The organism is Lutimaribacter pacificus, assembly GCF_900142185.1.
Taxonomy (GTDB): Bacteria; Pseudomonadota; Alphaproteobacteria; order Rhodobacterales; family Rhodobacteraceae; genus Lutimaribacter; species Lutimaribacter pacificus.
Genome location: NZ_FQZZ01000001.1, coordinates 294,327 through 314,340 on the forward strand (window position 1 = coordinate 294,327; position 20,014 = coordinate 314,340).

Sequence of the window (20,014 nt, forward strand, 5' to 3'; positions counted from 1 at the left end):
GTGCGATGGCCCGCGCCAACAGGAGACATCCCGATGACAACCACCCGTTTCGCCCCGTCGCCCACCGGCCATATCCATGTGGGCAACCTGCGCACCGCGCTGATGAACTATCTGATCGCCCGCAAGGCCGGCGGCACATTCATCCTGCGGATCGACGACACCGACCAGGAACGCTCGAAACAGGAATATATCGACCAGATCCAGCGCGACCTGGAATGGCTGGGGCTGACCTGGGACCGTATCGAATACCAGTCGAAACGGCTGGACCGCTATGCCGAGGCCGCCGACCGCCTGCGCGACATGGGCCGGTTCTATGAGGCGTTCGAGACACCCACCGAACTGGATCTCAAGCGCAAGAAGCAGCTCAACATGGGCAAGCCGCCGGTTTACGACCGCGCGGCGCTGGCGCTGGCGCAGGCGGAAAAGGACAGGCTGCGTGACGAACGCGGGCCGGGCGTGTGGCGTTTCAAGCTGGATCACGAGCGGATCGAGTGGGAGGACGGCATCCTTGGCCCGATCTCGATCGACGCGGCCAGCGTCAGCGACCCGGTGCTGATCCGGGCCGACGGGCAGGTGCTCTATACCATCGCCTCGGTGGTGGACGATACCGAGATGGGCGTGACCAACGTGGTGCGCGGCTCGGACCACGTGACCAACACCGCGACCCAGATCCAGATCATCCGCGCGCTGGGCGGCACCGTACCCGCCTTTGCCCACCATTCGCTGCTGACCGGCCCGCAGGGCGAGGCGCTGTCGAAACGCCTTGGCGCGCTGTCGATCAGGGATCTGCGCGAACAGGGAGTGGAGCCGATGGCGCTGCTGTCGCTGATGGCGCGGCTGGGGTCGTCCGATCCGGTGGAACTGCGGCTGTCGCTGGACGAGCTGGCGGACGGCTTCGATATCACGCGTTTCGGTTCCGCGCCCACGAAATTCGACGAGCGTGACCTGTTTCCGCTGACCGCGCATTACCTGCAGCAGCAGCCGCTGTCCGAACTGGCCGGCGAGATCGCCGCGCTGGGCGTGCCGGACGATCTGGCCGAGCGGTTCTGGACCGTGACGCGCGACAACATCACCACGCGGGCCGATCTGGCCGGCTGGTGGGCGATGTGCCGCGACGGCGCCACCCCTGTGGTGGCCGACGAGGACCGCGATTTCGTGAAACAGGCGCTGACCATGCTGCCCGCGCCGCCCTTTGCCGACGATACATGGGCCACCTGGACCGCGGCGGTGAAAGAGGCGACGGGCCGCAAGGGCAAGGGGCTGTTCATGCCGCTGCGGCTGGCGCTGACGGGGCAGAAATCGGGGCCCGACATGGGCGATCTGATGCCGCTGTTGCAGAAGGTGCCACAGGTCGGCTGAGCCCGCACCGCCCATGCAAATAAAAAAGGCCCGCACATATGGCGGGCCTTTTCGATCTTTGGGACCAGGCGATCAGTTCGCGCAGGCGCGGATCTTCTCGATATCCGGGCCGTTCGGCGTGCGGCCAAGGTTGAACGGCGCCGAGGCGTCGCGCCACTTGGCGTAATCGGCCAGGTATTCCAGCTGGCTCAGATAGACCTTGGCGGAATCGGGGTTCTCGCAGGCGGTCTGCTCGATCACCGCGTTGGCCATTTCCTGAACCCGGGCCAGCGTCTCGTCGTCATAGCGGGTGATCTCGACACCGGCGTCCTGGAACTGCTGGTAGGCTTCGGTGGCGCGCTTCTCGGTGAAGGACAGCGACCAGACCAGGTTTGCCTGTGCCGCGATCTTCAGGTCTTCCTGCGTTTCGGGCGACAGGGCATCCCAGGACGTCTTGTTGATCATCACGCCGAACAGCGATGCGGACTGGTGCCAGCCCGGCGTCGCCCAGAACTTGGTGACCTGGTGGAAGCCGCCCGAGAAATCGACGTTGGGGGTCGAGAATTCGGCCCCGTCGATCACGCCGCGTTCGAGCGACTGATAGATTTCGCCACCGGCCATCGAGACCTGGCTGCCGCCGAGCTGTTCCAGCAGGCGGCCCTGTTCGAGACCCGACAGGCGCAGGCGCTTGCCCTTCAGGTCGTCGAGGGTGACGATCTTTTCGTTGGTGCGGAAACCGGATTCGTTGTTGGTCACGCCATAGGGCAGGTAGACCATGCCGAACTGGCCGTAGATCTCGTTGTAAAGCTCGGCACCGCCCCACTGTTCGATCCAGTTGACGTAATCGACCGCGTTGAACAGGCTGGCCGTGGTTGCCAGCGGCGAGAAGGCCGAGTTGCGGCCCGCCCAGTAGCCGGGCCAGTCGCCGCCGGCCTGGATGGTGCCGGATTCGACCGCGCCGAAAACCTCGCCCGCGGGCACCAGCGCGCCGCCTTCGAAGAATTCGATGGTCAGGGCGTCGCCCGTCAGCTTGTTGGCAAGCTCGACAAAGTGCTTGTCGATCTCGATCAGCTCCAGCGAGCTGGGCCAGGTGGTCGTCATGGTCCAGCTTTCCTGCGCGAGCGATTGCGTCGCCATCCCCGCCGCCAGCGCGGCGCCTGCGATCAGTGTTCTCTTCAATGTCATTTTCTTCCTCCTCAGGTTACTTGGAATAAAGTGTTTCCGGCAGCCACGTGACCAGCTGCGGAAACAGGGCAATGGCCAGGCACATCAGCACGATCAGCCCGATGAAGGGCAGCACGCCGACGATGATCTGCGATGTCTTCACCGACCTGGGGGCGATGGCCCGCAGGTAGAACAGGGCGTATCCGAAGGGCGGTGTCAGGAACGAGGTCTGCAGGACGACCGACATCAGCACGACGAACCACAACAGGCTGACATCCATCTCCTGCACGATGGGCAGGAAGATCGGGAAGGACAAAAGCACGATCCCGGTCCAGTCGAGGAACGCGCCGAGGACGAAGACGATGAACATCATCATCGTGATCAGCATCCACGGTGCCATGTCGAGGTTGCGGATGATCTCCTGCGTGGCGCGCAGGCCGCCGGTGATGTTGAACACCCCGGTAAAGGCGGTCGCGCCGATCACGATGAACAGGATCATCGCCGAGGTGCGCCCGGTTTCCAGCATCGCGCTGTAAAAGCTTGCCCAGGTGAACTTGCGCCGCAGGATCACGATCAACAGCGCGAGCGCCGCACCGATGGCCGACGCCTCGGTGGCGGTGGCGATCCCCGCCAGCAACGAACCGAGGATGCCGAGGATCAGCACCAGCGGCGGCACCGCCTCGATCGCCAGCATCCGCAGCAGCGCGGGCTTGCTGATCTTCTCGTCCGGCTCTACCGCCGGCGCCATGTCGGGGCGCACGACCGCGACGAGGAACACCCAGACCGCGTAAAGCAGGCCCAGAACCACGCCCGGTATCATCGCCCCGGCGAACAGCTCACCGACCGACAGGGGCGAATAGCTGGCCATCAGGATCAGCATGATCGAGGGCGGGATGAGAATCCCCAGGCAGCCCGAGGCGGCGATGACCCCGGTGGTCAGCGTCGGGCTGTAGCCGTATTGCAGCATCGGGCGCAGCGCCATGACGCCCATCACCGTGATCGAGGCGCCGATGATCCCCGTGGTCGCAGCCAGCAGGATCGAGATGAACACCACCGCCAGCGCCAGCCCGCCACGGACATTCGACATCAATAACCGAAGCGATTCGAACATCTTGTCGGTCACGCCCGAGTCGGACAGGAAGCGGGCCATCAGGATGAACAGCGGAATGGCGATAAGCGTGAAATTGTCCAGCACATCGCCGAATATCCGGTTGATCACGATGCCCAACACCATCGGCTTGCCCGCGATCAGCGCGCCCAGAACGGCGGTTCCGCCCAGAACGAAAGCCAGCGGATGACCCATGAAAAGGCCGAGCAACAGCAGGCCGGACATGGCCAGCGCAATGAATTCAGGCGTCAACGGGCATCTCCTGGCGGTTGAGAACGATCTTTAGGAATTCGGAAATGCCCTGCACCAGCAGCAGCGCCGCCGCCACGGCCATCGCCATCTTCAGCGGGTAGACGGGCAATTGCACCGATCCGTATGTCGTTTCGCCCTGCGCATAGGACCGCATGGCGAATTCGTAGGATCGCGTCATGAAGACCCAGGCGAAGGGAAAGAAGAAGATCACGTATCCCGCCGCCTCGACCCAGCGCCGCGTGCCCGGTTTCAGGGTCTCGGTCACCAGGTCGACCCGCACGTGGGACTGGTGGCGCAGCGCGTAGCCCCCGAGCATGACGAAATAGAAGCCGTAAAGCTGCTTGGTCACGTCGAACGCCCAGCGGGTCGGATCGCTCAGCGCATAGCGCATGAACACGTCATAAATGATGATCGCGGCGAAGATGAGGGCGACGACCGATACGATGCGACCGACAGTTTCGTTCACCCGGTCGATGATCCGTATAATCATGGCAGCCCTCCCTTGCCGGGACCTTATTGGCTGTCTTTGACAGTGACAAGCAGATTTGATTTGCCGTCCAAGGTGTGTCCGGCGACCCTGTTGCCAGCGCTTTTCAGTGCCGGAAAATCGCGCCGGACTGCTGCTTTTGTCATCAGGGGCGGGCGGTTTCGCGGGACGGTTCGGGCCCGGTCGGGCGCCCGCCGGGGGCGGTCTGCGACGTCGTTGCGCATCGGGGCATTAACCGCGGTCAATGCGTCGTCGGGGGGAATCGGGTCAGCTTCGGGATGTCGGGGCCTTTCAGGGCGCAAGCCGGGGGGCGCTGTCATGTTCAGCCCGGAGGACCACAGATGACCGATCAATCCACGCCGCCGACCGATCCGGCGCAAGAGCTTTCGTCCCGGTTTCCGTCGGCCTACACGATCCTGTTCCTTCTGATCGTGCTGGTCGCGGTGCTGACCTGGATCATCCCGGCCGGCCAGTACGACCGGGTGATGAACGAGGAGGTCGGTCGCGAAGTGGCCGTCGCCGGCACCTATCAGCAGGTCGATCCGAACCCGCAGGGCTTCGTCGCGGTGATGCTGGCGCCGATTGCGGGGTTCTACGATCCCGACAGCTATGCGGCGAACGCCATCGACGTTGCGCTTTTCATCCTGTTCCTGGGCGGGTTCCTCGGCGTGGTGAACGCCACCGGCGCGATCGACACCGGGATCAGAACGGCGATGTCCGCGATGAAGGGACACGAGATCTGGATGATCCCGATCATGATGTGCCTTTTCGCGCTGGGCGGCACGACCTATGGCATGGCCGAAGAGACGCTTGCCTTCTACGCGATCCTGATCCCGGTCATGATCGCCGCGGGCTATGATGCGGTGACGGGGGTCGCGATCATCCTGGTCGGGGCGGGGATCGGCGTGCTCGGCTCGACGATCAACCCCTTCGCCACGGTCATCGCCTCGAACGCGGCGAGCATCCCCTTTACCGAGGGCATGATCCTGCGGCTGGTGATCCTGCTGGGCGGGCTGGCGATCTGCGCGGCCTATGTCATGCGCTATGCGCACCGGGTCAAGGCCGATCCCGCGCGCTCGGTCGTGGCCAAGCAGGCCGAGGCGCACCGGAAGTTCTTTCTGAAGGACGCGGCCGGGGAAAAGACCGAGGCCGCGCTGAGCGGCACGCAGAAGATCGTCCTGGTGATCTTTGCCGTCACCTTCGCGGTGATGATCTGGGGCGTGTCCAGCCAGGGCTGGTGGATGGCGCGGATGGGCGCGCTGTTCTTTGGCGCGGCCATCGTCATCGGGGTGGTGGCGCGGCAGGGCGAAAAGCAGCTGACCGGCAATTTCGTCGACGGCGCGCGCGACCTTCTGGGCGTCGCGCTGGTCGTGGGGCTGGCGCGCGGCATCGTCGTGATCATGGAGCAGGGGCTGATCGCCGACACGATCCTGCACGGCGCCGAACAGTCGCTTGCCGGGCTTGGCGACTTTGCCTTCATCAACCTGATGTTCTGGATCGAGATCGGCATGAGCTTTTTCGTCCCGTCCTCGTCCGGCCTTGCGGTGCTGTCGATGCCGATCCTGGCGCCGCTTGCCGATTTCGCCGGCGTCGGCCGCGACCTGGTGGTCACCGCCTACCAGTCGGCGAACGGGCTGGTGAACCTGATCAACCCGACCTTCGCGGTGGTCATCGGCGGGCTTGCCATCGGGCGGGTGTCCTATGACCGCTGGATCGTCTTCATCTGGCCGCTGATGCTGATCCTGCTGGTGTTCATCTCGGCCGCGCTGAGCGTCGGCGCGCTGTTCTGAAAGGGAGGTCCGACATGACCGGCCACCAACTCGGGGTCCATTCCGAAAGCGGCACGCTGCGGCAGGTGATCATCTGCCGCCCCGGGCTGGCGCATCGGCGCCTGACCCCGGACAATTGCGAGGAACTGCTGTTCGACGACGTGTTCTGGGTCAAGCAGGCGCAGAAGGATCACGACGCCTTTGCCGAAGCGATGCGCGGCGAGGGTGTCGAGGTGCTGGAAACCGGCGCGATGCTGGCCGAGGTGCTGGACAACCCCGAGGCCCGCAAATGGGTGCTGGATAACCGCATATCGGCCAGCCATGTCGGCGTCGGGATGCAGCGGGAGTTGCGGGACTGGATGGACACCCTGCCGGGGGCGGCGCTGTCGGACTACCTGATCGGCGGGCTGACAGTGGGCGATCTGCCGTTCGAGGCGACAGGCATGTTCGGCAGCTACCTGGGCTATCACGGCTTCATCCTGCCGCCGCTGCCGAATTTCCTGTTCACCCGCGACAACTCGGCCTGGATATATGGCGGCGTCACGCTGAACCCGATGTATTGGCAGGCGCGGCGCCCGGAAACCCTGCTGACCGCGGCGATCTACCGCTTCCACCCGAACTTCGCCGGCAGGGCCGAGGTGATCTGGGGCGATCCGCTGGCCGATCACGGGCTTGCCACGCTGGAAGGCGGCGACCAGATGCCGGTCGGCGACGGGCTGGTGCTGATCGGCATGGGCGAGCGGACCTCGCCGCAGGCGGTGGGGCTGCTGGCGCAGGCGCTGTTCGACCAGGGCCGGGCCGAGCGGGTCATCGCCTGCCAGATGCCCAAGGCGCGGTCGGCCATGCATCTCGATACGGTCTTTACCTTCTGCGGCGGCGATATCGTCACCAGCTTCAAGGAGGTCGCCGACGAGATGACCTGCTATGACCTGCACCCGGGCGAAGGGGACAGGCCGCTCGACATGCGCCATGATCCCCGCCCGATGTTCGATGTCGTGGCCGAGGCGATGGGGTTCAAGCGGCTGAAGGTCGTGGCAACCGGCGGCAGCGATCCGTTCGAACAATCGCGCGAACAGTGGAACGACGGTAACAACGTGCTGGCGCTGCGCCCAGGGCTGGTCATGGGCTATGACCGCAACGACGACACCAATGCCGCCCTGCGCGCCGAGGGCATCGAGGTGATCGAACTGCCCGGCGCCGAACTGGGGCGCGGGCGCGGCGGCAGCCGCTGCATGTCCTGCCCCACGATCCGCGACCCGGTCTGAGGAGGCACCGCATGGCTTACAACCTGAAAAACCGTCATTTCCTGACCCTGCGCGATTTCACGCCGCAGGAAATCGCCTTCCTGCTGAAGCTTTCGGCCGACCTGAAGGCCGCCAAGTATGCCGGCACCGAGGTGCCGATGCTCAGGGGCAGGGAAATCGCGCTGATCTTCGAAAAGGACAGCACCCGCACCCGCGTCGGATTCGAGGTGGCGGCCCACGATCAGGGCGCGACCGTCACCTACCTGGGCCCCTCGGGCAACCACATGGGCCACAAGGAGACCGTCAAGGATACCGCCCGCGTGCTGGGCCGCGTCTATGACGCGATCGAGTATCGCGGCTTCGGGCAGGAGGTGGTGCAGACCCTGGCCGAATGGTCGGGCGTGCCGGTGTATAACGGGCTGACGGACGAATTCCACCCGACCCAGATCCTTGCCGATTTCCTGACCATGCAGGAACATTCCGAAAAACCCCTGCGCGAGATTGCCTATTGCTTCATGGGGGACGCGGGCAACAACATGGGCGACAGCCTGCTGATCGGCGGCGCCAAGATGGGCATGGACGTGCGGCTTTGCGCGCCGGAAAGCCTGTGGCCCGGCGCGGACATCAGCGACGAGGCGCAGGAGATCGCGGCGGAAACCGGTGCGCGGATCACCCTGACGCAGGACGTGGACGAGGCCGTGGAGGGGGCCGATTTCATCTATACCGATGTCTGGGTGTCGATGGGCGAGGGCAAGGAGAAATGGGCCGAACGCATCGAGCTTCTCAAACCCTACCAGGTCACCGCGCAGGTCATGGCAAAGACCGGCAACCCGCGCACGAAGTTCATGCATTGCCTGCCTGCCTTCCACAATGCCGACACCGCCGTCGGCAGGGAGATAAAGGAACAGTTCGGCCTCGACGCGATGGAAGTGACCGAAGAGGTGTTCGAAAGCCCCGCCTCGATCGTCTTCGACCAGGCCGAGAACCGGATGCACACGATCAAGGCGGTGCTTGTCGCCACGCTGGGGGGCTGAGGATGCTGGTCGTGGCAGCACTTGGCGGAAATGCGCTGCTGAAACGGGGCGATCCGCTGACCGCCGAAAACCAGCGCGCCAATGTCCGCCATGCCGCCGATGCGCTGGCCCGCATCGTCCGGGCGGGGCACCGGCTGGTCGTGACCCACGGCAACGGCCCGCAGGTGGGGCTGCTGGCGCTTCAGGGCGCGGCCTACAAGCCCGACGAGGCCTATCCGCTGGACGTGCTGGGGGCCGAGACCGGCGGCATGATCGGCTACATGATCGAGCAGGAGCTGGAGAACGCGCTGGATCACGCGCACCCGGTCGCCACGCTGCTGACGCAGGTCGTCGTGGACGGGCGCGACCCGGCCTTTAGCAAGCCGACGAAGTTCATCGGCCCGGTCTATGACCGCGACGAGGCCGAGGCGCGCGCGCGGGCCGCCGGCTGGACCATCGCGCAGGATGGCGACAAGTGGCGGCGCGTCGTGCCCTCGCCCGCGCCGCAGGAAATCCCCGATATCCGCGTGCTGCGGCTTTTGCTGGATCAGGGGGTGATCGTGATCTGCACCGGCGGCGGCGGTATTCCCGTGTTGCGCCGGCCCGATGGCAGCCTGACGGGCATCGAGGCGGTGATCGACAAGGATGCCGCCAGCGCCCTTCTGGCGCGGGAACTGGGGGCCGACGCCCTGCTGCTGCTGACGGATGTCGACGCGGTCTATCGCGGTTTCGGCACCGGGGAAGAGGCGGCGATCGGGGTGCTGACCCCCGAGGAGGCCCGCGCGCTGGATTTGCCCGCCGGGTCCATGGGGCCCAAGGTCAGGGCCGCGGCGGATTTCGCCAGCCGGGGCGGGCTGGCCGGGATCGGGCGGCTGGACCAGGCCACGGATATACTGGAAAATCGCGCCGGCACCCGCGTGACCGCCGGCGCCCGTTGAGGAAAGGAAAGACCATGCCACGCCTGAAGGACAAGATCGCACTTATCACCGGAGGGGCCGCCGGTATCGGCCTTGAGACCGCAAGGCTTTTCGTGAAGGAGGGCGCGCGCGTGGCGCTTGTCGACCTGCGCGAGGAGGATCTGAAGAAGGCCGCCGAAAACCTTGGGGACAAGGCCGACGTGCTGACCGTGGCCGCCGACGTGTCGTCCGCCGAGGATGCCGCCCGCTATGTCCGCGAGACGGTGGAGCGTTTCGGCCGCATCGACATCTTCTTCAACAATGCCGGGATCGAGGGCAAGGTCGCCCCGCTGGTCGAGCAGAAGATCGAGGATTTCGACCGCGTGATCGCCGTCAACGTGCGCGGCCCCTTCCTTGGGCTTCAGAACGTGCTGCCGGTGATGATGGAGCAGAAATCCGGCAGCATCATCAACACCTCCTCGGTCGCGGGGCTGAAGGGCAGCCCCGACCTTGCCCCCTATATCACCTCGAAACACGCGGTTGTGGGCCTGACGCGCGCCGCGGCCGTCGAAGCGGCGCGGGCCAATGTGCGGGTCAACTCGGTCCATCCCTCGCCGGTGAACACGCGCATGATGCGTTCGCTCGAAGAGGGGTTCAGCCCCGGCCACGGGACCGAGGTCAAGGACCAGCTGACCACGACCATCCCGCTGGGCCGCTATGGCGAAAGCGCCGATATCGCCAATCTCGTGCTTTTCCTCGCCTCCGACGACTCGGCCTTCATCACCGGCGCGCAATACCCGGTGGACGGGGGCATGGCCGCGACGTGACGGGGACACGCCCAAGGGGCCGCCCATGCAGGACGTAGCGCCGGATACCGACGCCCCGGATACCGGGCAGGCCGGCGGGGCGATCGTTGCGATCCGTGGCGGGATCGTGGACGTGGCCTTTGCGGGCCAGATTCCGCGCATCGACAGCCTTGTCCTTGCCGGCGGCGTGCCGATGGAGGTCGCCTCGGTGGTGGGTGATGGCATCGTGCGCTGCATCGCGCTGGGCGGTGTCGGCGGGCTGGCGCTGGGCACCCCGGTCACCGATACCGGCGCGGAAATCACGGTTCCGGTGGGCGCTGCGGTGCTTGGCCGGATGCTCGACATGTTCGGTGCGCCGCTCGACGGCCTGCCCGCGCCCGAGGCCGAGGACCACCGCCCGATCCACGCGGCACCGCCGCACCTGTCCGACCGGGTGCTGCGCGCCAGCGTGCTTGAGACCGGGATCAAGGCGATCGACCTGCTTTCGCCCATCGAACGCGGCGGCAAGACCGGGCTTTTCGGCGGTGCGGGCGTGGGCAAGACGGTGCTGTTGAGCGAACTGATCCACAACACGGTCGAGCATCACCACGGCGTCAGCCTGTTCTGCGGCATCGGCGAACGCTCGCGCGAGGCCGAGGAACTCTGGCGCGAGATGGGCGAAGCGGGCGTGCGCGACCGGATGGTGATGCTGTTCGGCCAGATGAACGAGGCGCCGGGCGTGCGGTTCCTTGTCGGCAAGTCCGCCCTGACGATGGCCGAGTATTTCCGCGACACGCGCGGGCAGGACGTGCTGGTGCTGATCGACAACATCTTCCGCTTCGTGCAGGCGGGGTCGGAACTGTCCGGGCTGCTGGGCCGGATGCCCAGCCGCGTGGGATACCAGCCGACGCTGGCGACCGAACTGGCCGAACTGGAGGAGCGCATCGCCTCGACCCGCAAGGGCGCGATCACCTCGATCCAGGCGGTCTATGTCCCGGCCGACGATTTCACCGACCCCGCGGCGGCGCATATCTTTTCGCATCTTTCGGCCTCGGTCGTGCTGTCGCGCAAACGCGCGAGCGAGGGGCTCTATCCGGCGGTCGATCCGCTGGCCTCGGCCTCGGTCATGCTGACGCCGAACGTGGTGGGGCAGCGCCACTACGACATCGCGCGCGCCGTGCGCCGGACGCTGGCGGAATACGAGGACCTGCGCGACATCATCGCCATGCTGGGGATCGAGGAACTGTCGGCGCATGACCGCGCGGTCGTTGCCCGTGCCCGGCGGCTGGAGCGGTTCCTGACCCAGCCCTTCTTTACCGTCGGGGCCGCCGCGGGGACGGCGGGCAGGCTGGTTCCCGTCGCCGACACGCTGGATGGCTGCGAAGCGATCCTGTCCGAGACCCGCTTTGATCGCCCCGAAAGCGCCTATTACATGATCGGCGGCCTGAAAGAGCTTGCGGAGGGCACGGCATGAGCATGGCACCCGACATGCAGGTCCACCTGCGCCTGCCCTCGGAGGTGCTGTTCGAAGGCACCGCCGCGCGTCTGCGGGCCGAGGCCGAGGACGGCGCCTTCGGCATCCTGCCCAACCATGTCGATTTCGTCACGGCCCTTGTGCCCTCGGTCATCCTGCTGACGCAGCCCGACGGGCGGGAGCGGTTCTTCGGTATCGACGAGGGGCTGCTGGTCAAGAAGGGGCATACCGTGGAAATCGCCGCGCGGCGCGGGATCGAAAGCGCCGATCTCGACAGCCTGCGCGACCGCGTGGCCAGCAGCTTTGCCCGGCTCGAGGACGAGGAGCGCGTGGCGCGCGCCGCGCTTTCGCGGCTCGAGGCCGACATGGTGCGCCGTTTCGCCAGCCTGAGGAAGATGCAGCCATGAGCGACGAGGACGACCGTTCCGCCAGCGAGATCGGCCGCCGCGCAGGCCGGATGAAAGCGGCGCGCGACAATCCCGGCCCCAGCCCGCTGCGCGGCTTCGGCACGTTCGGTATGATCGGGTGGTCCGTCGCCGTTCCGACAGTGGGCGGCGCGCTGCTGGGGCTGTGGCTGGACCGGGTGGCGCCGCAGGAATTTTCCTGGACGCTGGCGCTTTTGCTTGGCGGCGTGGTCGTGGGCGCGTTCATCGCCTGGGGCTGGATTCGAAAGGAAGGAGACTGACATGATCGTTCTTGACTGGACATTGCTGGTGCCCGGCCTGCTGGCCGGGGCCGCGGCGGCGGGCCTGTTCCTGGCCGGTCTGGCGGCCGGTATCCGGCTTGCCCTGCGCCGGGCGCGGCCGTCGCCGGTGCTGTTTCTCAGCGCCGCGCTGCGCATCGCCGCGGTGCTTGGGCTGGGCTGGTGGATCGCGGGGCTGGGGGCGCAGGCGCTGGCCGGGTTCGCGCTGGGCTTCGTCCTCATGCGCACGCTGGTCCTGGCGGTGATGCGCCCGGCCGGCGCGCGCAGGGCCCCGTCATGCAACTGACGCCAGACGACACGATCCTTCTTACCTTCTTCGGCATCGGGCTGAACGCCACGATCGTCAATACCTGGATCATCATGGCGCTGCTGACCGGGGTGTCGGCCCTGATCACCCGCAACCTGCGCCCGGACGTGCCGCCGAACCGCTGGCGCACCGCGCTCGAGGTCATGGTGGGCGGGATCGTCGGCCAGATCTCCGAGGTGACGCAGCGGCGCGATCCGCGCATCCTCTATTTCGTCGGCACGCTGTTCCTGTTCATCGTGACCGCGAACCTGCTGACGGTGGTGCCCGGCTTCGACACGCCGACCGCGTCGCTGTCGACCACGGCGGCGCTGGCGATTTCGGTGCTGGTGGCGGTGCCGGTCTTCGGGATCGGCAGCCGCGGCCTGGGCGGCTATCTGAAAACCTATGTCCAGCCCTCGGTCGTCATGCTGCCCTTCAACGTCATAAGCGAGGTGTCGCGCGGCATATCGCTGGCCATCCGCCTTTACGGCAACATCATGAGCGGCGCGGTCATCGCCGCCATCCTGCTGTCCATCGCGCCGTTCTTCTTTCCGGTCCTCATGGATATGCTGGGCCTGCTGACGGGCGTGATCCAGGCCTATATCTTCGCCATCCTCGCCACCGTCTACATTGCCACGGCCACGGCCGCACCCGATGCCCATCAGGACAAAAAGGACATGTCATGAGCGACCTTTCCATCATCGCCTTCATTTCGATCTTCACCGCCGGGCTGACCGTGTCCTTCGGCGCCCTTGGGCCCGCCCTGGGCGAGGGGCGGGCCGCGGCGACCGCGCTCAGCGCCATCGCGCAGCAGCCCGATGCCGCCCCGACCCTGTCGCGCACGCTGTTCGTCAGCCTTGCGATGATCGAATCGACGGCCATCTACTGTTTCGTCGTCGCCATGATCCTGATCTTCGCCAACCCGTTCTGGAACGCCGCGCTCGAGGCTGCGGCGCAAGGGGCAGGGGGCTGAGGCCGTGTCGATCGACTGGATCACGGTCGGCGCGCAGATCGTCAATTTCCTGGTCCTCGTGTGGCTGCTCAAGCGGTTCCTGTACCGGCCCATCCTCGACGGGATCGACGCGCGCGAGGCCGAGATCACCGCGCGCATGGGCGAGGCGGCGCAGATCGAGGCGGCGGCGCAGCAGCAGAAGGCCGAGTACGAGGAACGGATCGAGGCCCTGCAGGCCAGCCGCGCCGAAACGCTGGAGGCTGCCCGGCAGGAGGCCGAGAAGGAACGCAACGCGATGCTGACCGAGGCCCGCAGGCAGATGGACCACGAACAGGCCGAGCGCGCGGCGCAGCGCGCCGAGGATGCCCGCGCCTTCCGCGCCGAGCTGCAGAAATCGGCGGCCGAGGCGCTTTTGTCGCTGACCCGCAAGGCGCTGACCGACCTGGCGGACGAAACGCTGGAACGGCGCATCGTGGCGCGCGCCGCCGCGCGCCTGCCAGAGGTGACCGACAGGCTGCGTGGCGATGCGAAACAGGCGGTGGCCCTGACCCGCGATCCGCTGCCCGAGGAGGTGCGCGCCCACCTGCGCGATGCGCTGGATGCGGTGGCGCCCGGCGCCGCGCTGAGTTTCGAGACCGATCCCGTGCGATCGCCGGGGCTGAGCCTGACACTGGGCAGCGTGCAGGTGGACTGGACGATCGGCGACTACCTGGAAGACCTCGAGGCGATGCTGGACGAGTCCACGAACGGCGTGTCGGCCGGGGATCCCCGCGATGCCGGCTGACAGCCCCCCTGAAACTGGCGTGACCGAGCTGATCCAGAGGCTTCTGGACAGCCCGGCCCCGCCCCCGCGCGTCAGCGAGATGGGCCGGGTGAAGGAAGTGGCCGACGGCGTCGCCATCGTCACCGGGCTGACCTCGGCTTTGGCCGACGAGGTGCTGGCATTCGCCTCGGGCGTGCGTGGCATCGTCTTCGACCTGGAGCCGGGGCGGCTGGGTGTCGTCCTGCTGGGCCCCACCGAAAAGGTCGCCCCCGGAGAAAGCGTGCGCCGCACCCACCGGGTGATCGGCGTGCCGGTCGGCGCGGCGCTGCTGGGGCGGGTCGTCGATCCGACTGGCCGGCCGCGCGACGGGCAGGGGCCGCTCGACGCGACCCATGACCGGCCCATCGAAAGCCCGGCGCCCGGTATTCTCGACCGGCGGGCGGTGTCGCGGCCGCTGGCCACCGGGATCAGGGCGGTGGACGCGGCGGTGCCCGTGGGGATGGGCCAGCGCGAGCTGATCATCGGCGACCGGCAGACCGGCAAGACCTCGATCGCGGTCGATGCGATCCTCAACCAGCGCGATACCGGGGTGCATTGCATCTATTGCGCCATCGGCCAGCGGGGCGACGCGGTCGCCAAGGTCGTCGGCGCGATCCGCGAGGGCGGCATGATGGCGCGCACCGTCATCGTGGCGGCGGGCGACGAGGATGTGCCGGGCCTTGTCCACATCGCGCCCTATGCCGCGATGTCGATGGCCGAGGCCTTTGCCGCCAGGGGGCATGACGTGCTGCTGGTGCTGGACGACCTGACCCATCACGCCCGCGCCTATCGTGAGCTGTCGCTGCTTTTGCGCCGCCCGCCGGGGCGCGAGGCGTTTCCCGGCGACATCTTCTTTATCCACGCCCGGCTGCTGGAACGCGCGGGCCAGTTCGGCGAGGGGCGCGGTTCGATCACCGCGCTGCCGGTGGTCGAGACGCAGGCCGAGAACCTGTCGGCCTATATCCCGACCAACCTGATCTCGATCACCGACGGGCAGATCTATCTTTCGCCGCGTCTTGTCCGGCGCAACCAGTTCCCGGCGGTCGATCTGGGCGTGTCGGTCAGCCGTGTCGGGGGGAAGGCACAGGCGCGGGCCTTTCGCAAGGTCGCGGGCAACCTGCGCGTCACGCTTTCGCAATTCGAGGAACTGGAGGATTTCGCCCGCTTCGGCACGCGGCTGGACGAGGATACCCGGGCGCGGCTGGCGCGTGGGGCGGCGGTGCGCACCGCGCTGCGCCAGCCCGAGCGCGATCCGATGCCGGCCGCCGAACAGCTTGCCATCCTGCTGGCCGCGATGGAGGGCCTGCTGGACGGGCTGGACGAGGCCCGGGCGCTGCGCGCGATGGCCCGGGTCCGCGACGCCGTCGCCGGGGATGACAGCGGGCTTGCGGCAAGTATCGCGGCCGACGAGCCCCTGACCGACGAGTTGCGCGCCGCCGTGCTGGACAGGGCACGCCACGCCATCGGCCCGGCGGAAGGAGAGGGCGATGACGCAGACGCTTGAACGCCTCAGGCGGCGCACCGACACCATGAGCAGCATCCGCGGCATCGTGCGCACGATGAAGACGATGTCGGCGATCAACGCTGCCCCCTACGAACAGGCCGCCCGTGCCATCGGGGCGTATCGCGCCACGGTCCTGGACGGGCTGCACGCCTTCATCGCCGCGCACGGGGCGCTGCCGGCGGTCCCCGATGACGACAGGCCCCGGATCACGATCGCCTTCGGCTCCGATCACGGGCTGTGCGGCAACTACAACGAGGTGCTGGCCGACGAGGTTCTGCGCAGCACCGGCGATGGCCCGGCGCGGGTGATCTGTATCGGCGCGCAGATGGAGGACGCGCTTGCCGGGCAGGGCATCGCGTCCGAAACCGTGCTTTTGCCGCCGGCGAATGTCGACGGGCTGGGCCGGCTGGCCGGGCGTCTGATCACCCTGCTCGACGACATCCGGGGTGCGCAGGGGGCCGCCGGGATGACGGTGTCGCTGGTGTTCATGCAGCGGGCCGAGCATGGCCGGCAGGCGCCCGTGACGCGCAGGCTGCTGCCGCTCGACCCGGGCATGACCGGGGCGCTGGCGCAGCGCCCCTGGGCGTCGCGCAGCCTGCCGGGTTTTTCCCTGCCGCCCGGCCGGCTTCTGGCGGCGCTTGTCCGCAGCTTCCTTTTCGCCGAACTCTACGGCGCGGCAGCCGAGGCGCTGGTCACCGAGAACGCCGCGCGCCTGGCCCGTATGCAGCAGGCCGAACGCGCGATCGACGACCGGCGCGCGGAACTGGCCGGCGAGATGCGCCAGATGCGCCAGAGCGAGATCACTACCGAACTGCTGGATGTCATCATCGGCTTCGAGGCGCTGAAGACGCAGCGCGCCAGACGGCAGGACGAGGACGACACGCACACCGAACCGTGACGCATTTTGCGGCGGTCGCATTAACCGCTGTCAAAGCCAGCGGGGCAGGCGATGCTATCCTGACAGGCAGCACCCGATGCGGAGGCCGGAGATGCTTGTCAGATCCATCATGCGTTGCCCGGTGATCGCCGTCGGCCCCGCGACATCGGTCCGGGCCGTGGCGGCGCTGATGAAGGAATGGGATATCGGCGCCGTGGTGATCTGCGAGGCGGGGCAGGTCACGGGCATCGTCACCGACCGGGATATCGTGACGCGTTGTTTCCCGAATGTCCCTTCGGATGAGCCCATCGCCGCCATCATGACGCGCGACGTCGCCACCTGCCGCCCCGGTCAGACCGTGCGCGAGGCGGCGAACCGCATGGGCGACCTGCAAATCCGGCGGCTGGTGGTCGTCGATGGCACCGGCGCCGTTGGCATGATCACGCTGGGCGACATCGCCAATGACGCCGACGAGGAACTGGCGGGGCAAACGCTGGGCGAGGTGGTCGAAACGCGCTGAGCCTATTGCGGCCGGCGCAGCAGGATTTCTTCGCGGAACCGGGCAAGGTCGATCTCTGCAAGCGCGCTCAGCCTGTCCAGATCGGGAAGGTAAATATCGTGATCGTCGGGATGGGCGATCAGCCCGTCGCGTTCGAACCGGCGCATGGTGCGGCACACATGCACGTTGCTCAACCCGGCGAATTCGCCCAGCCTGTGCTGGGTCATCGGCAGGTGAAAGCGACCGTTCCGCGCCATGCCGATCTGCTCCAGCCGGACATAGAGTTCCAGCAGCGCATAGGCGACGCGGCAGGCGCCGCTGCTCCGGCCCATGCGCAGCAACAGCTCGGAGGTGCGCGCCTGCGTCGTCACCAGCATCGCCGCCAGCACCCCCCGCAGCGCGGCGTGTTCCGGCTCGGGGCCGTTGACGTGCTCCAGCGGTATGGCGAGATAGCTGATGTCGGTCAGCGCCCCGACCGTGAAGGCCGCGACAGGCGCGATCTCGGCCCCGATCAGCGCGAAATCGCCCGGCAGCATCACGTCGATGATCTGTGCGCCGCCCTCGGGCATGGTCTTGGACAGGGCCGCCCAGCCCTCCAGCAGCAGCATGGAGTAATCCGCGTATCCCGATTCCTGCACGACGCTTTGTCCCTTGGCGGCCTTTCGGATGGCATGTTTCGGGCGCAGGGCGATATAGGCGTCGACAACCGACAGACGGTCGGCATCCCGGAAAGCAGTTGGTAGATTTCCGCTGATCTGCATGATGATGTCGCTCCAGCTCCGAACACTACACGATCGCGACGGATTCGCCCGGGTCGGCCATTTCCCGTAAGCGGAAACATGCCTGTCAACCCGGCCGGTGCAAACCGGCGCCGGTCCGGCATCCCGGTTGCGGCCGGACGTTGCCCGGCGGTGTCCGCCTGGCGGACACGTGCTCGGCGCGATGCTTCGGGCAGGGCGGTTTTGGGTATTCTGCCCGGACAGCTTGTGGGAGGAGCAGGGTGGAAACGCGCACTCTCTGTCTTCGCGCGGGCCGTCCGGCATTCGGTTGCCCCGTTCACGGGGCGCGGGTGTCGTGATGGGGCCGGCCGCGAAGAAGATCATATCGAACGGCTTGCTCGGCCTGGCCGGGATCTGTTTCCTGTTCGGCACCGGGGTTACCGTCGCCGATGTCGTGCTGCGCGCGGTCGCCGGCACGAATGTGCCCGCCGCGATCGAGCTTACCTCGCTGTCCATCGGGCTGGGCGCGCTGCTGTCGATGCCGGTCTGCTACGCCCAGCGTACCCACGTGACGGCGAAATTGCTGTCCGAGGTCTCGCCCCTGCGGTTCGCCTATCCGCTCGGCATCGTCGGCGCGGCGGTGTCGGTCGTGTTCGCGGCGCTTCTTCTCTGGGTGGTGGGCAGCAATGCGCTGTCCAAGCTCGGCTCGCCCGAGACCACGGCGGATCTGGGGTTGCCGATGCCGGTCCTGCTGCTGGCCGTGACGGCCGCGCTGGCCGCCGGGCTTGTCGCGGCGGTGGCGGGGCTGCGTTTTGCGCTGCGCAATGAAAGGGACAGGTGGTGAGCGGGCTTTTGCTGGGCGGTCTCGGGTTTGCCGCCGCGATCTTCATGATATTTCTCGAAATTCCCGTGGCGGTCGCGCTGGGGCTTGTGGGGATCGTCGGATCGGGGCTGATCATCGGCTTTTCCGGGGCCGTGGCCATCGGGGCAACGACGGTCTGGGACAGCCTGACCAATTACACGCTGACGATGCTGCCGCTGTTCGTGATGATGGGCAACCTTGCCGCCCATAGCGGGCTGTCGACAAGGCTTTACCAGTCCATGTCGGTGCTGATCGGGCATCGCCGCGGCGGTCTGGCGCTGGCCACGATCGGGGCCTCGGCGGGGTTCGGGATGATATCCGGCTCGTCGCTGGCGACGACGGCCACGATGGGGCGCATCGCCCTGCCCGAGATGCGTGAGGCGGGGTATTCCAAATCGCTTTCGGCGGGGTCGGTCGCGGCGGGCGGGACGCTGGGCATTCTGATCCCGCCCTCGACCGTTCTGGTCATCTATGCCTTCATCGCCGAGCAATCCATCCGCGATCTGCTGCTGGCGACCGCCGGGCCGATCGTCCTGGCCGTGCTGCTCTATTGCCTGGCGATCTGGGTGCCGATCTGGCTGGGCTGGTCGGTCGCGCCGCAGCGCGCCCGCGCCGAGGGCGCCGAGCGCCGCGATGCCGTGAAGGAGCTTGCGCCGCCGGTTGGCATCTTCGCCCTGATCATGGGCGGGCTGTATTCCGGCGTGTTCACCGCGAACGAGACCGCGGCCATCGGCGCCGCCGTGGTTCTGGGCTACGGGGTTCTGACCCGCCGGCTGAGTGCCGGGGGCTTCATGTCCGCCATGTTGAACACGGCGATGACCTGCGGGGCGCTCTACCTCGTGCTGATCGCGGCCAATGTCTTCAACTTCTTCCTGGCCCTGACCGGCCTGCCGTTTTCGCTGACCGGCATGTTCACGGGTATCCTCGATACGCCGATCCTGGTGATCCTGCTGATGCTGGTGATCTATCTCGTGCTCGGCACGCTGATGGACAGCCTTGCCATGCTGCTGCTGACCGTGCCGCTGTTCGTGCCCATCGCGCAGGCGGCCGGCATCGACCTGGTCTGGTTCGGCATCTTCGCGGTGATGGTGGTCGAAATGGGCCTTATCACCCCGCCCGTGGGCATGAACCTTTTCGTGCTCAAGACCGTCCAGCCGGACATTCGCCTGACAGAGCTGTGGAAGGGGGCCGCGCCCTTCGTCATCGCCGATCTCATCCGCGTAGCGGTCATCATCGCGGTTCCCGCGCTGGTGATCTGGCTGCCCGACATCGCCTTGTAA

At 67.1% G+C, this 20,014-nt stretch carries 22 protein-coding genes; 18 read left to right on the plus strand and 4 right to left on the minus strand.

Going from position 1 to position 20,014, the window contains the following annotated elements:
• Positions 1 to 33 precede the first annotated feature (33 nt).
• The gene (gene gltX / locus F3H87_RS01370; protein WP_149786814.1) at positions 34 to 1,359 is read left to right on the plus strand and encodes a glutamate--tRNA ligase; all 1,326 of its coding nucleotides are present in this window, start codon (positions 34 to 36) and stop codon (positions 1,357 to 1,359) included.
• A gap of 72 nt (positions 1,360 to 1,431) precedes the next feature.
• Here gltX and dctP read toward each other — a convergent pair whose 3' ends face one another.
• From dctP to F3H87_RS01385, 3 genes are read right to left on the minus strand one after another with little or no spacing between them, the layout of a single operon-like run.
• Positions 1,432 to 2,523, minus strand: coding sequence for a TRAP transporter substrate-binding protein DctP (dctP, locus tag F3H87_RS01375; RefSeq protein ID WP_149786813.1), 1,092 nt, complete (start codon positions 2,521 to 2,523; stop codon positions 1,432 to 1,434).
• Between the two features lie 16 nt (positions 2,524 to 2,539).
• The gene (locus F3H87_RS01380; protein ID WP_149787135.1) at positions 2,540 to 3,835 is read right to left on the minus strand and encodes a TRAP transporter large permease; all 1,296 of its coding nucleotides are present in this window, start codon (positions 3,833 to 3,835) and stop codon (positions 2,540 to 2,542) included.
• 16 nt (positions 3,836 to 3,851) lie between these two features.
• The gene (locus F3H87_RS01385) at positions 3,852 to 4,352 is read right to left on the minus strand and encodes a TRAP transporter small permease subunit (protein WP_149786812.1); all 501 of its coding nucleotides are present in this window, start codon (positions 4,350 to 4,352) and stop codon (positions 3,852 to 3,854) included.
• Between the two features lie 338 nt (positions 4,353 to 4,690).
• Here F3H87_RS01385 and F3H87_RS01390 point away from each other — a divergent pair, with 338 nt between their 5' ends.
• The 15 genes from F3H87_RS01390 (at position 4,691) to F3H87_RS01460 (ending at position 17,174) form a co-directional block, all read left to right on the plus strand.
• Positions 4,691 to 6,139, plus strand: coding sequence for a YfcC family protein (locus tag F3H87_RS01390; RefSeq protein ID WP_149786811.1), 1,449 nt, complete (start codon positions 4,691 to 4,693; stop codon positions 6,137 to 6,139).
• Between the two features lie 14 nt (positions 6,140 to 6,153).
• Positions 6,154 to 7,383, plus strand: a complete 1,230-nt coding sequence (locus F3H87_RS01395) for an arginine deiminase (protein ID WP_149786810.1) — start codon at positions 6,154 to 6,156, stop codon at positions 7,381 to 7,383.
• Between the two features lie 11 nt (positions 7,384 to 7,394).
• A complete protein-coding gene (gene argF, locus F3H87_RS01400) occupies positions 7,395 to 8,396 on the plus strand; it encodes an ornithine carbamoyltransferase (RefSeq protein WP_149786809.1) in 1,002 nt (333 codons plus the stop codon).
• A gap of 2 nt (positions 8,397 to 8,398) precedes the next feature.
• Positions 8,399 to 9,313: a carbamate kinase gene (gene arcC / locus F3H87_RS01405; protein ID WP_149786808.1), complete on the plus strand. Its 915-nt coding sequence runs from the start codon at positions 8,399 to 8,401 to the stop codon at positions 9,311 to 9,313.
• Between the two features lie 14 nt (positions 9,314 to 9,327).
• Complete coding sequence (locus tag F3H87_RS01410) at positions 9,328 to 10,098, plus strand: SDR family NAD(P)-dependent oxidoreductase (protein WP_149786807.1); 771 nt, start codon at positions 9,328 to 9,330, stop codon at positions 10,096 to 10,098.
• 25 nt (positions 10,099 to 10,123) lie between these two features.
• A complete protein-coding gene (gene atpD / locus F3H87_RS01415; protein WP_149786806.1) occupies positions 10,124 to 11,530 on the plus strand; it encodes a F0F1 ATP synthase subunit beta in 1,407 nt (468 codons plus the stop codon).
• On the plus strand, positions 11,527 to 11,937 hold the full coding sequence (locus tag F3H87_RS01420; RefSeq protein ID WP_149786805.1) for an ATPase: 411 nt from the start codon (positions 11,527 to 11,529) through the stop codon (positions 11,935 to 11,937). The genes atpD and F3H87_RS01420 overlap by 4 nt, the downstream gene beginning before the upstream one ends.
• A complete protein-coding gene (locus tag F3H87_RS01425) occupies positions 11,934 to 12,215 on the plus strand; it encodes an AtpZ/AtpI family protein (protein WP_149786804.1) in 282 nt (93 codons plus the stop codon). The genes F3H87_RS01420 and F3H87_RS01425 overlap by 4 nt, the downstream gene beginning before the upstream one ends.
• Before the next feature lies 1 nt (position 12,216).
• Positions 12,217 to 12,519, plus strand: a complete 303-nt coding sequence (locus tag F3H87_RS01430; RefSeq protein WP_149786803.1) for an N-ATPase subunit AtpR — start codon at positions 12,217 to 12,219, stop codon at positions 12,517 to 12,519.
• On the plus strand, positions 12,510 to 13,205 hold the full coding sequence (locus tag F3H87_RS01435) for a F0F1 ATP synthase subunit A (protein ID WP_149786802.1): 696 nt from the start codon (positions 12,510 to 12,512) through the stop codon (positions 13,203 to 13,205). The genes F3H87_RS01430 and F3H87_RS01435 overlap by 10 nt, the downstream gene beginning before the upstream one ends.
• Positions 13,202 to 13,492: a F0F1 ATP synthase subunit C gene (locus F3H87_RS01440; RefSeq protein WP_149786801.1), complete on the plus strand. Its 291-nt coding sequence runs from the start codon at positions 13,202 to 13,204 to the stop codon at positions 13,490 to 13,492. Before F3H87_RS01435 ends, F3H87_RS01440 begins: the two co-directional genes overlap by 4 nt.
• Before the next feature lie 4 nt (positions 13,493 to 13,496).
• Entirely contained in the window at positions 13,497 to 14,255 is a 759-nt protein-coding gene (locus tag F3H87_RS01445) for a F0F1 ATP synthase subunit B family protein (protein ID WP_149786800.1), read from the plus strand.
• Positions 14,245 to 15,777: a F0F1 ATP synthase subunit alpha gene (locus F3H87_RS01450; protein WP_149786799.1), complete on the plus strand. Its 1,533-nt coding sequence runs from the start codon at positions 14,245 to 14,247 to the stop codon at positions 15,775 to 15,777. The genes F3H87_RS01445 and F3H87_RS01450 overlap by 11 nt, the downstream gene beginning before the upstream one ends.
• Positions 15,761 to 16,675, plus strand: coding sequence for a F0F1 ATP synthase subunit gamma (locus F3H87_RS01455; protein ID WP_149786798.1), 915 nt, complete (start codon positions 15,761 to 15,763; stop codon positions 16,673 to 16,675). Before F3H87_RS01450 ends, F3H87_RS01455 begins: the two co-directional genes overlap by 17 nt.
• Positions 16,676 to 16,766: 91 nt before the next feature.
• A complete protein-coding gene (locus F3H87_RS01460) occupies positions 16,767 to 17,174 on the plus strand; it encodes a CBS domain-containing protein (protein ID WP_149786797.1) in 408 nt (135 codons plus the stop codon).
• A 2-nt stretch (positions 17,175 to 17,176) separates the two neighbouring features.
• Here the strand turns inward: F3H87_RS01460 and F3H87_RS01465 are convergent, their stop codons facing one another.
• The gene (locus F3H87_RS01465) at positions 17,177 to 17,914 is read right to left on the minus strand and encodes a Crp/Fnr family transcriptional regulator (protein ID WP_149786796.1); all 738 of its coding nucleotides are present in this window, start codon (positions 17,912 to 17,914) and stop codon (positions 17,177 to 17,179) included.
• A 316-nt stretch (positions 17,915 to 18,230) separates the two neighbouring features.
• Between F3H87_RS01465 and F3H87_RS01470 the strand changes: the two genes are divergently transcribed.
• Both F3H87_RS01470 and F3H87_RS01475 read left to right on the plus strand, forming a co-directional pair.
• Positions 18,231 to 18,716 (plus strand): TRAP transporter small permease, encoded by a 486-nt coding sequence (locus F3H87_RS01470; protein WP_149787134.1) that lies wholly within the window; start codon positions 18,231 to 18,233, stop codon positions 18,714 to 18,716.
• Positions 18,713 to 20,014 carry a TRAP transporter large permease gene (locus F3H87_RS01475; RefSeq protein ID WP_149786795.1) on the plus strand — a complete coding sequence of 434 codons (1,302 nt, stop codon included), beginning with the start codon at positions 18,713 to 18,715 and terminating at the stop codon, positions 20,012 to 20,014. The genes F3H87_RS01470 and F3H87_RS01475 overlap by 4 nt, the downstream gene beginning before the upstream one ends.

Bases quoted from the DNA above. Each gene is read 5' to 3' on its own strand.
- gltX (WP_149786814.1), top strand. From the start codon at position 34: ATGACAACCACCCGTTTCGCCCCGTCGCCCACCGGCCATATCCATGTG.
- dctP (WP_149786813.1), bottom strand. From the start codon at position 2,523: ATGACATTGAAGAGAACACTGATCGCAGGCGCCGCGCTGGCGGCGGGG.
- F3H87_RS01380 (WP_149787135.1), bottom strand. From the start codon at position 3,835: ATGTCCGGCCTGCTGTTGCTCGGCCTTTTCATGGGTCATCCGCTGGCT.
- F3H87_RS01385 (WP_149786812.1), bottom strand. From the start codon at position 4,352: ATGATTATACGGATCATCGACCGGGTGAACGAAACTGTCGGTCGCATC.
- F3H87_RS01390 (WP_149786811.1), top strand. From the start codon at position 4,691: ATGACCGATCAATCCACGCCGCCGACCGATCCGGCGCAAGAGCTTTCG.
- F3H87_RS01395 (WP_149786810.1), top strand. From the start codon at position 6,154: ATGACCGGCCACCAACTCGGGGTCCATTCCGAAAGCGGCACGCTGCGG.
- argF (WP_149786809.1), top strand. From the start codon at position 7,395: ATGGCTTACAACCTGAAAAACCGTCATTTCCTGACCCTGCGCGATTTC.
- arcC (WP_149786808.1), top strand. From the start codon at position 8,399: ATGCTGGTCGTGGCAGCACTTGGCGGAAATGCGCTGCTGAAACGGGGC.
- F3H87_RS01410 (WP_149786807.1), top strand. From the start codon at position 9,328: ATGCCACGCCTGAAGGACAAGATCGCACTTATCACCGGAGGGGCCGCC.
- atpD (WP_149786806.1), top strand. From the start codon at position 10,124: ATGCAGGACGTAGCGCCGGATACCGACGCCCCGGATACCGGGCAGGCC.
- F3H87_RS01420 (WP_149786805.1), top strand. From the start codon at position 11,527: ATGAGCATGGCACCCGACATGCAGGTCCACCTGCGCCTGCCCTCGGAG.
- F3H87_RS01425 (WP_149786804.1), top strand. From the start codon at position 11,934: ATGAGCGACGAGGACGACCGTTCCGCCAGCGAGATCGGCCGCCGCGCA.
- F3H87_RS01430 (WP_149786803.1), top strand. From the start codon at position 12,217: ATGATCGTTCTTGACTGGACATTGCTGGTGCCCGGCCTGCTGGCCGGG.
- F3H87_RS01435 (WP_149786802.1), top strand. From the start codon at position 12,510: ATGCAACTGACGCCAGACGACACGATCCTTCTTACCTTCTTCGGCATC.
- F3H87_RS01440 (WP_149786801.1), top strand. From the start codon at position 13,202: ATGAGCGACCTTTCCATCATCGCCTTCATTTCGATCTTCACCGCCGGG.
- F3H87_RS01450 (WP_149786799.1), top strand. From the start codon at position 14,245: ATGCCGGCTGACAGCCCCCCTGAAACTGGCGTGACCGAGCTGATCCAG.
- F3H87_RS01455 (WP_149786798.1), top strand. From the start codon at position 15,761: ATGACGCAGACGCTTGAACGCCTCAGGCGGCGCACCGACACCATGAGC.
- F3H87_RS01460 (WP_149786797.1), top strand. From the start codon at position 16,767: ATGCTTGTCAGATCCATCATGCGTTGCCCGGTGATCGCCGTCGGCCCC.
- F3H87_RS01465 (WP_149786796.1), bottom strand. From the start codon at position 17,914: ATGCAGATCAGCGGAAATCTACCAACTGCTTTCCGGGATGCCGACCGT.
- F3H87_RS01470 (WP_149787134.1), top strand. From the start codon at position 18,231: ATGGGGCCGGCCGCGAAGAAGATCATATCGAACGGCTTGCTCGGCCTG.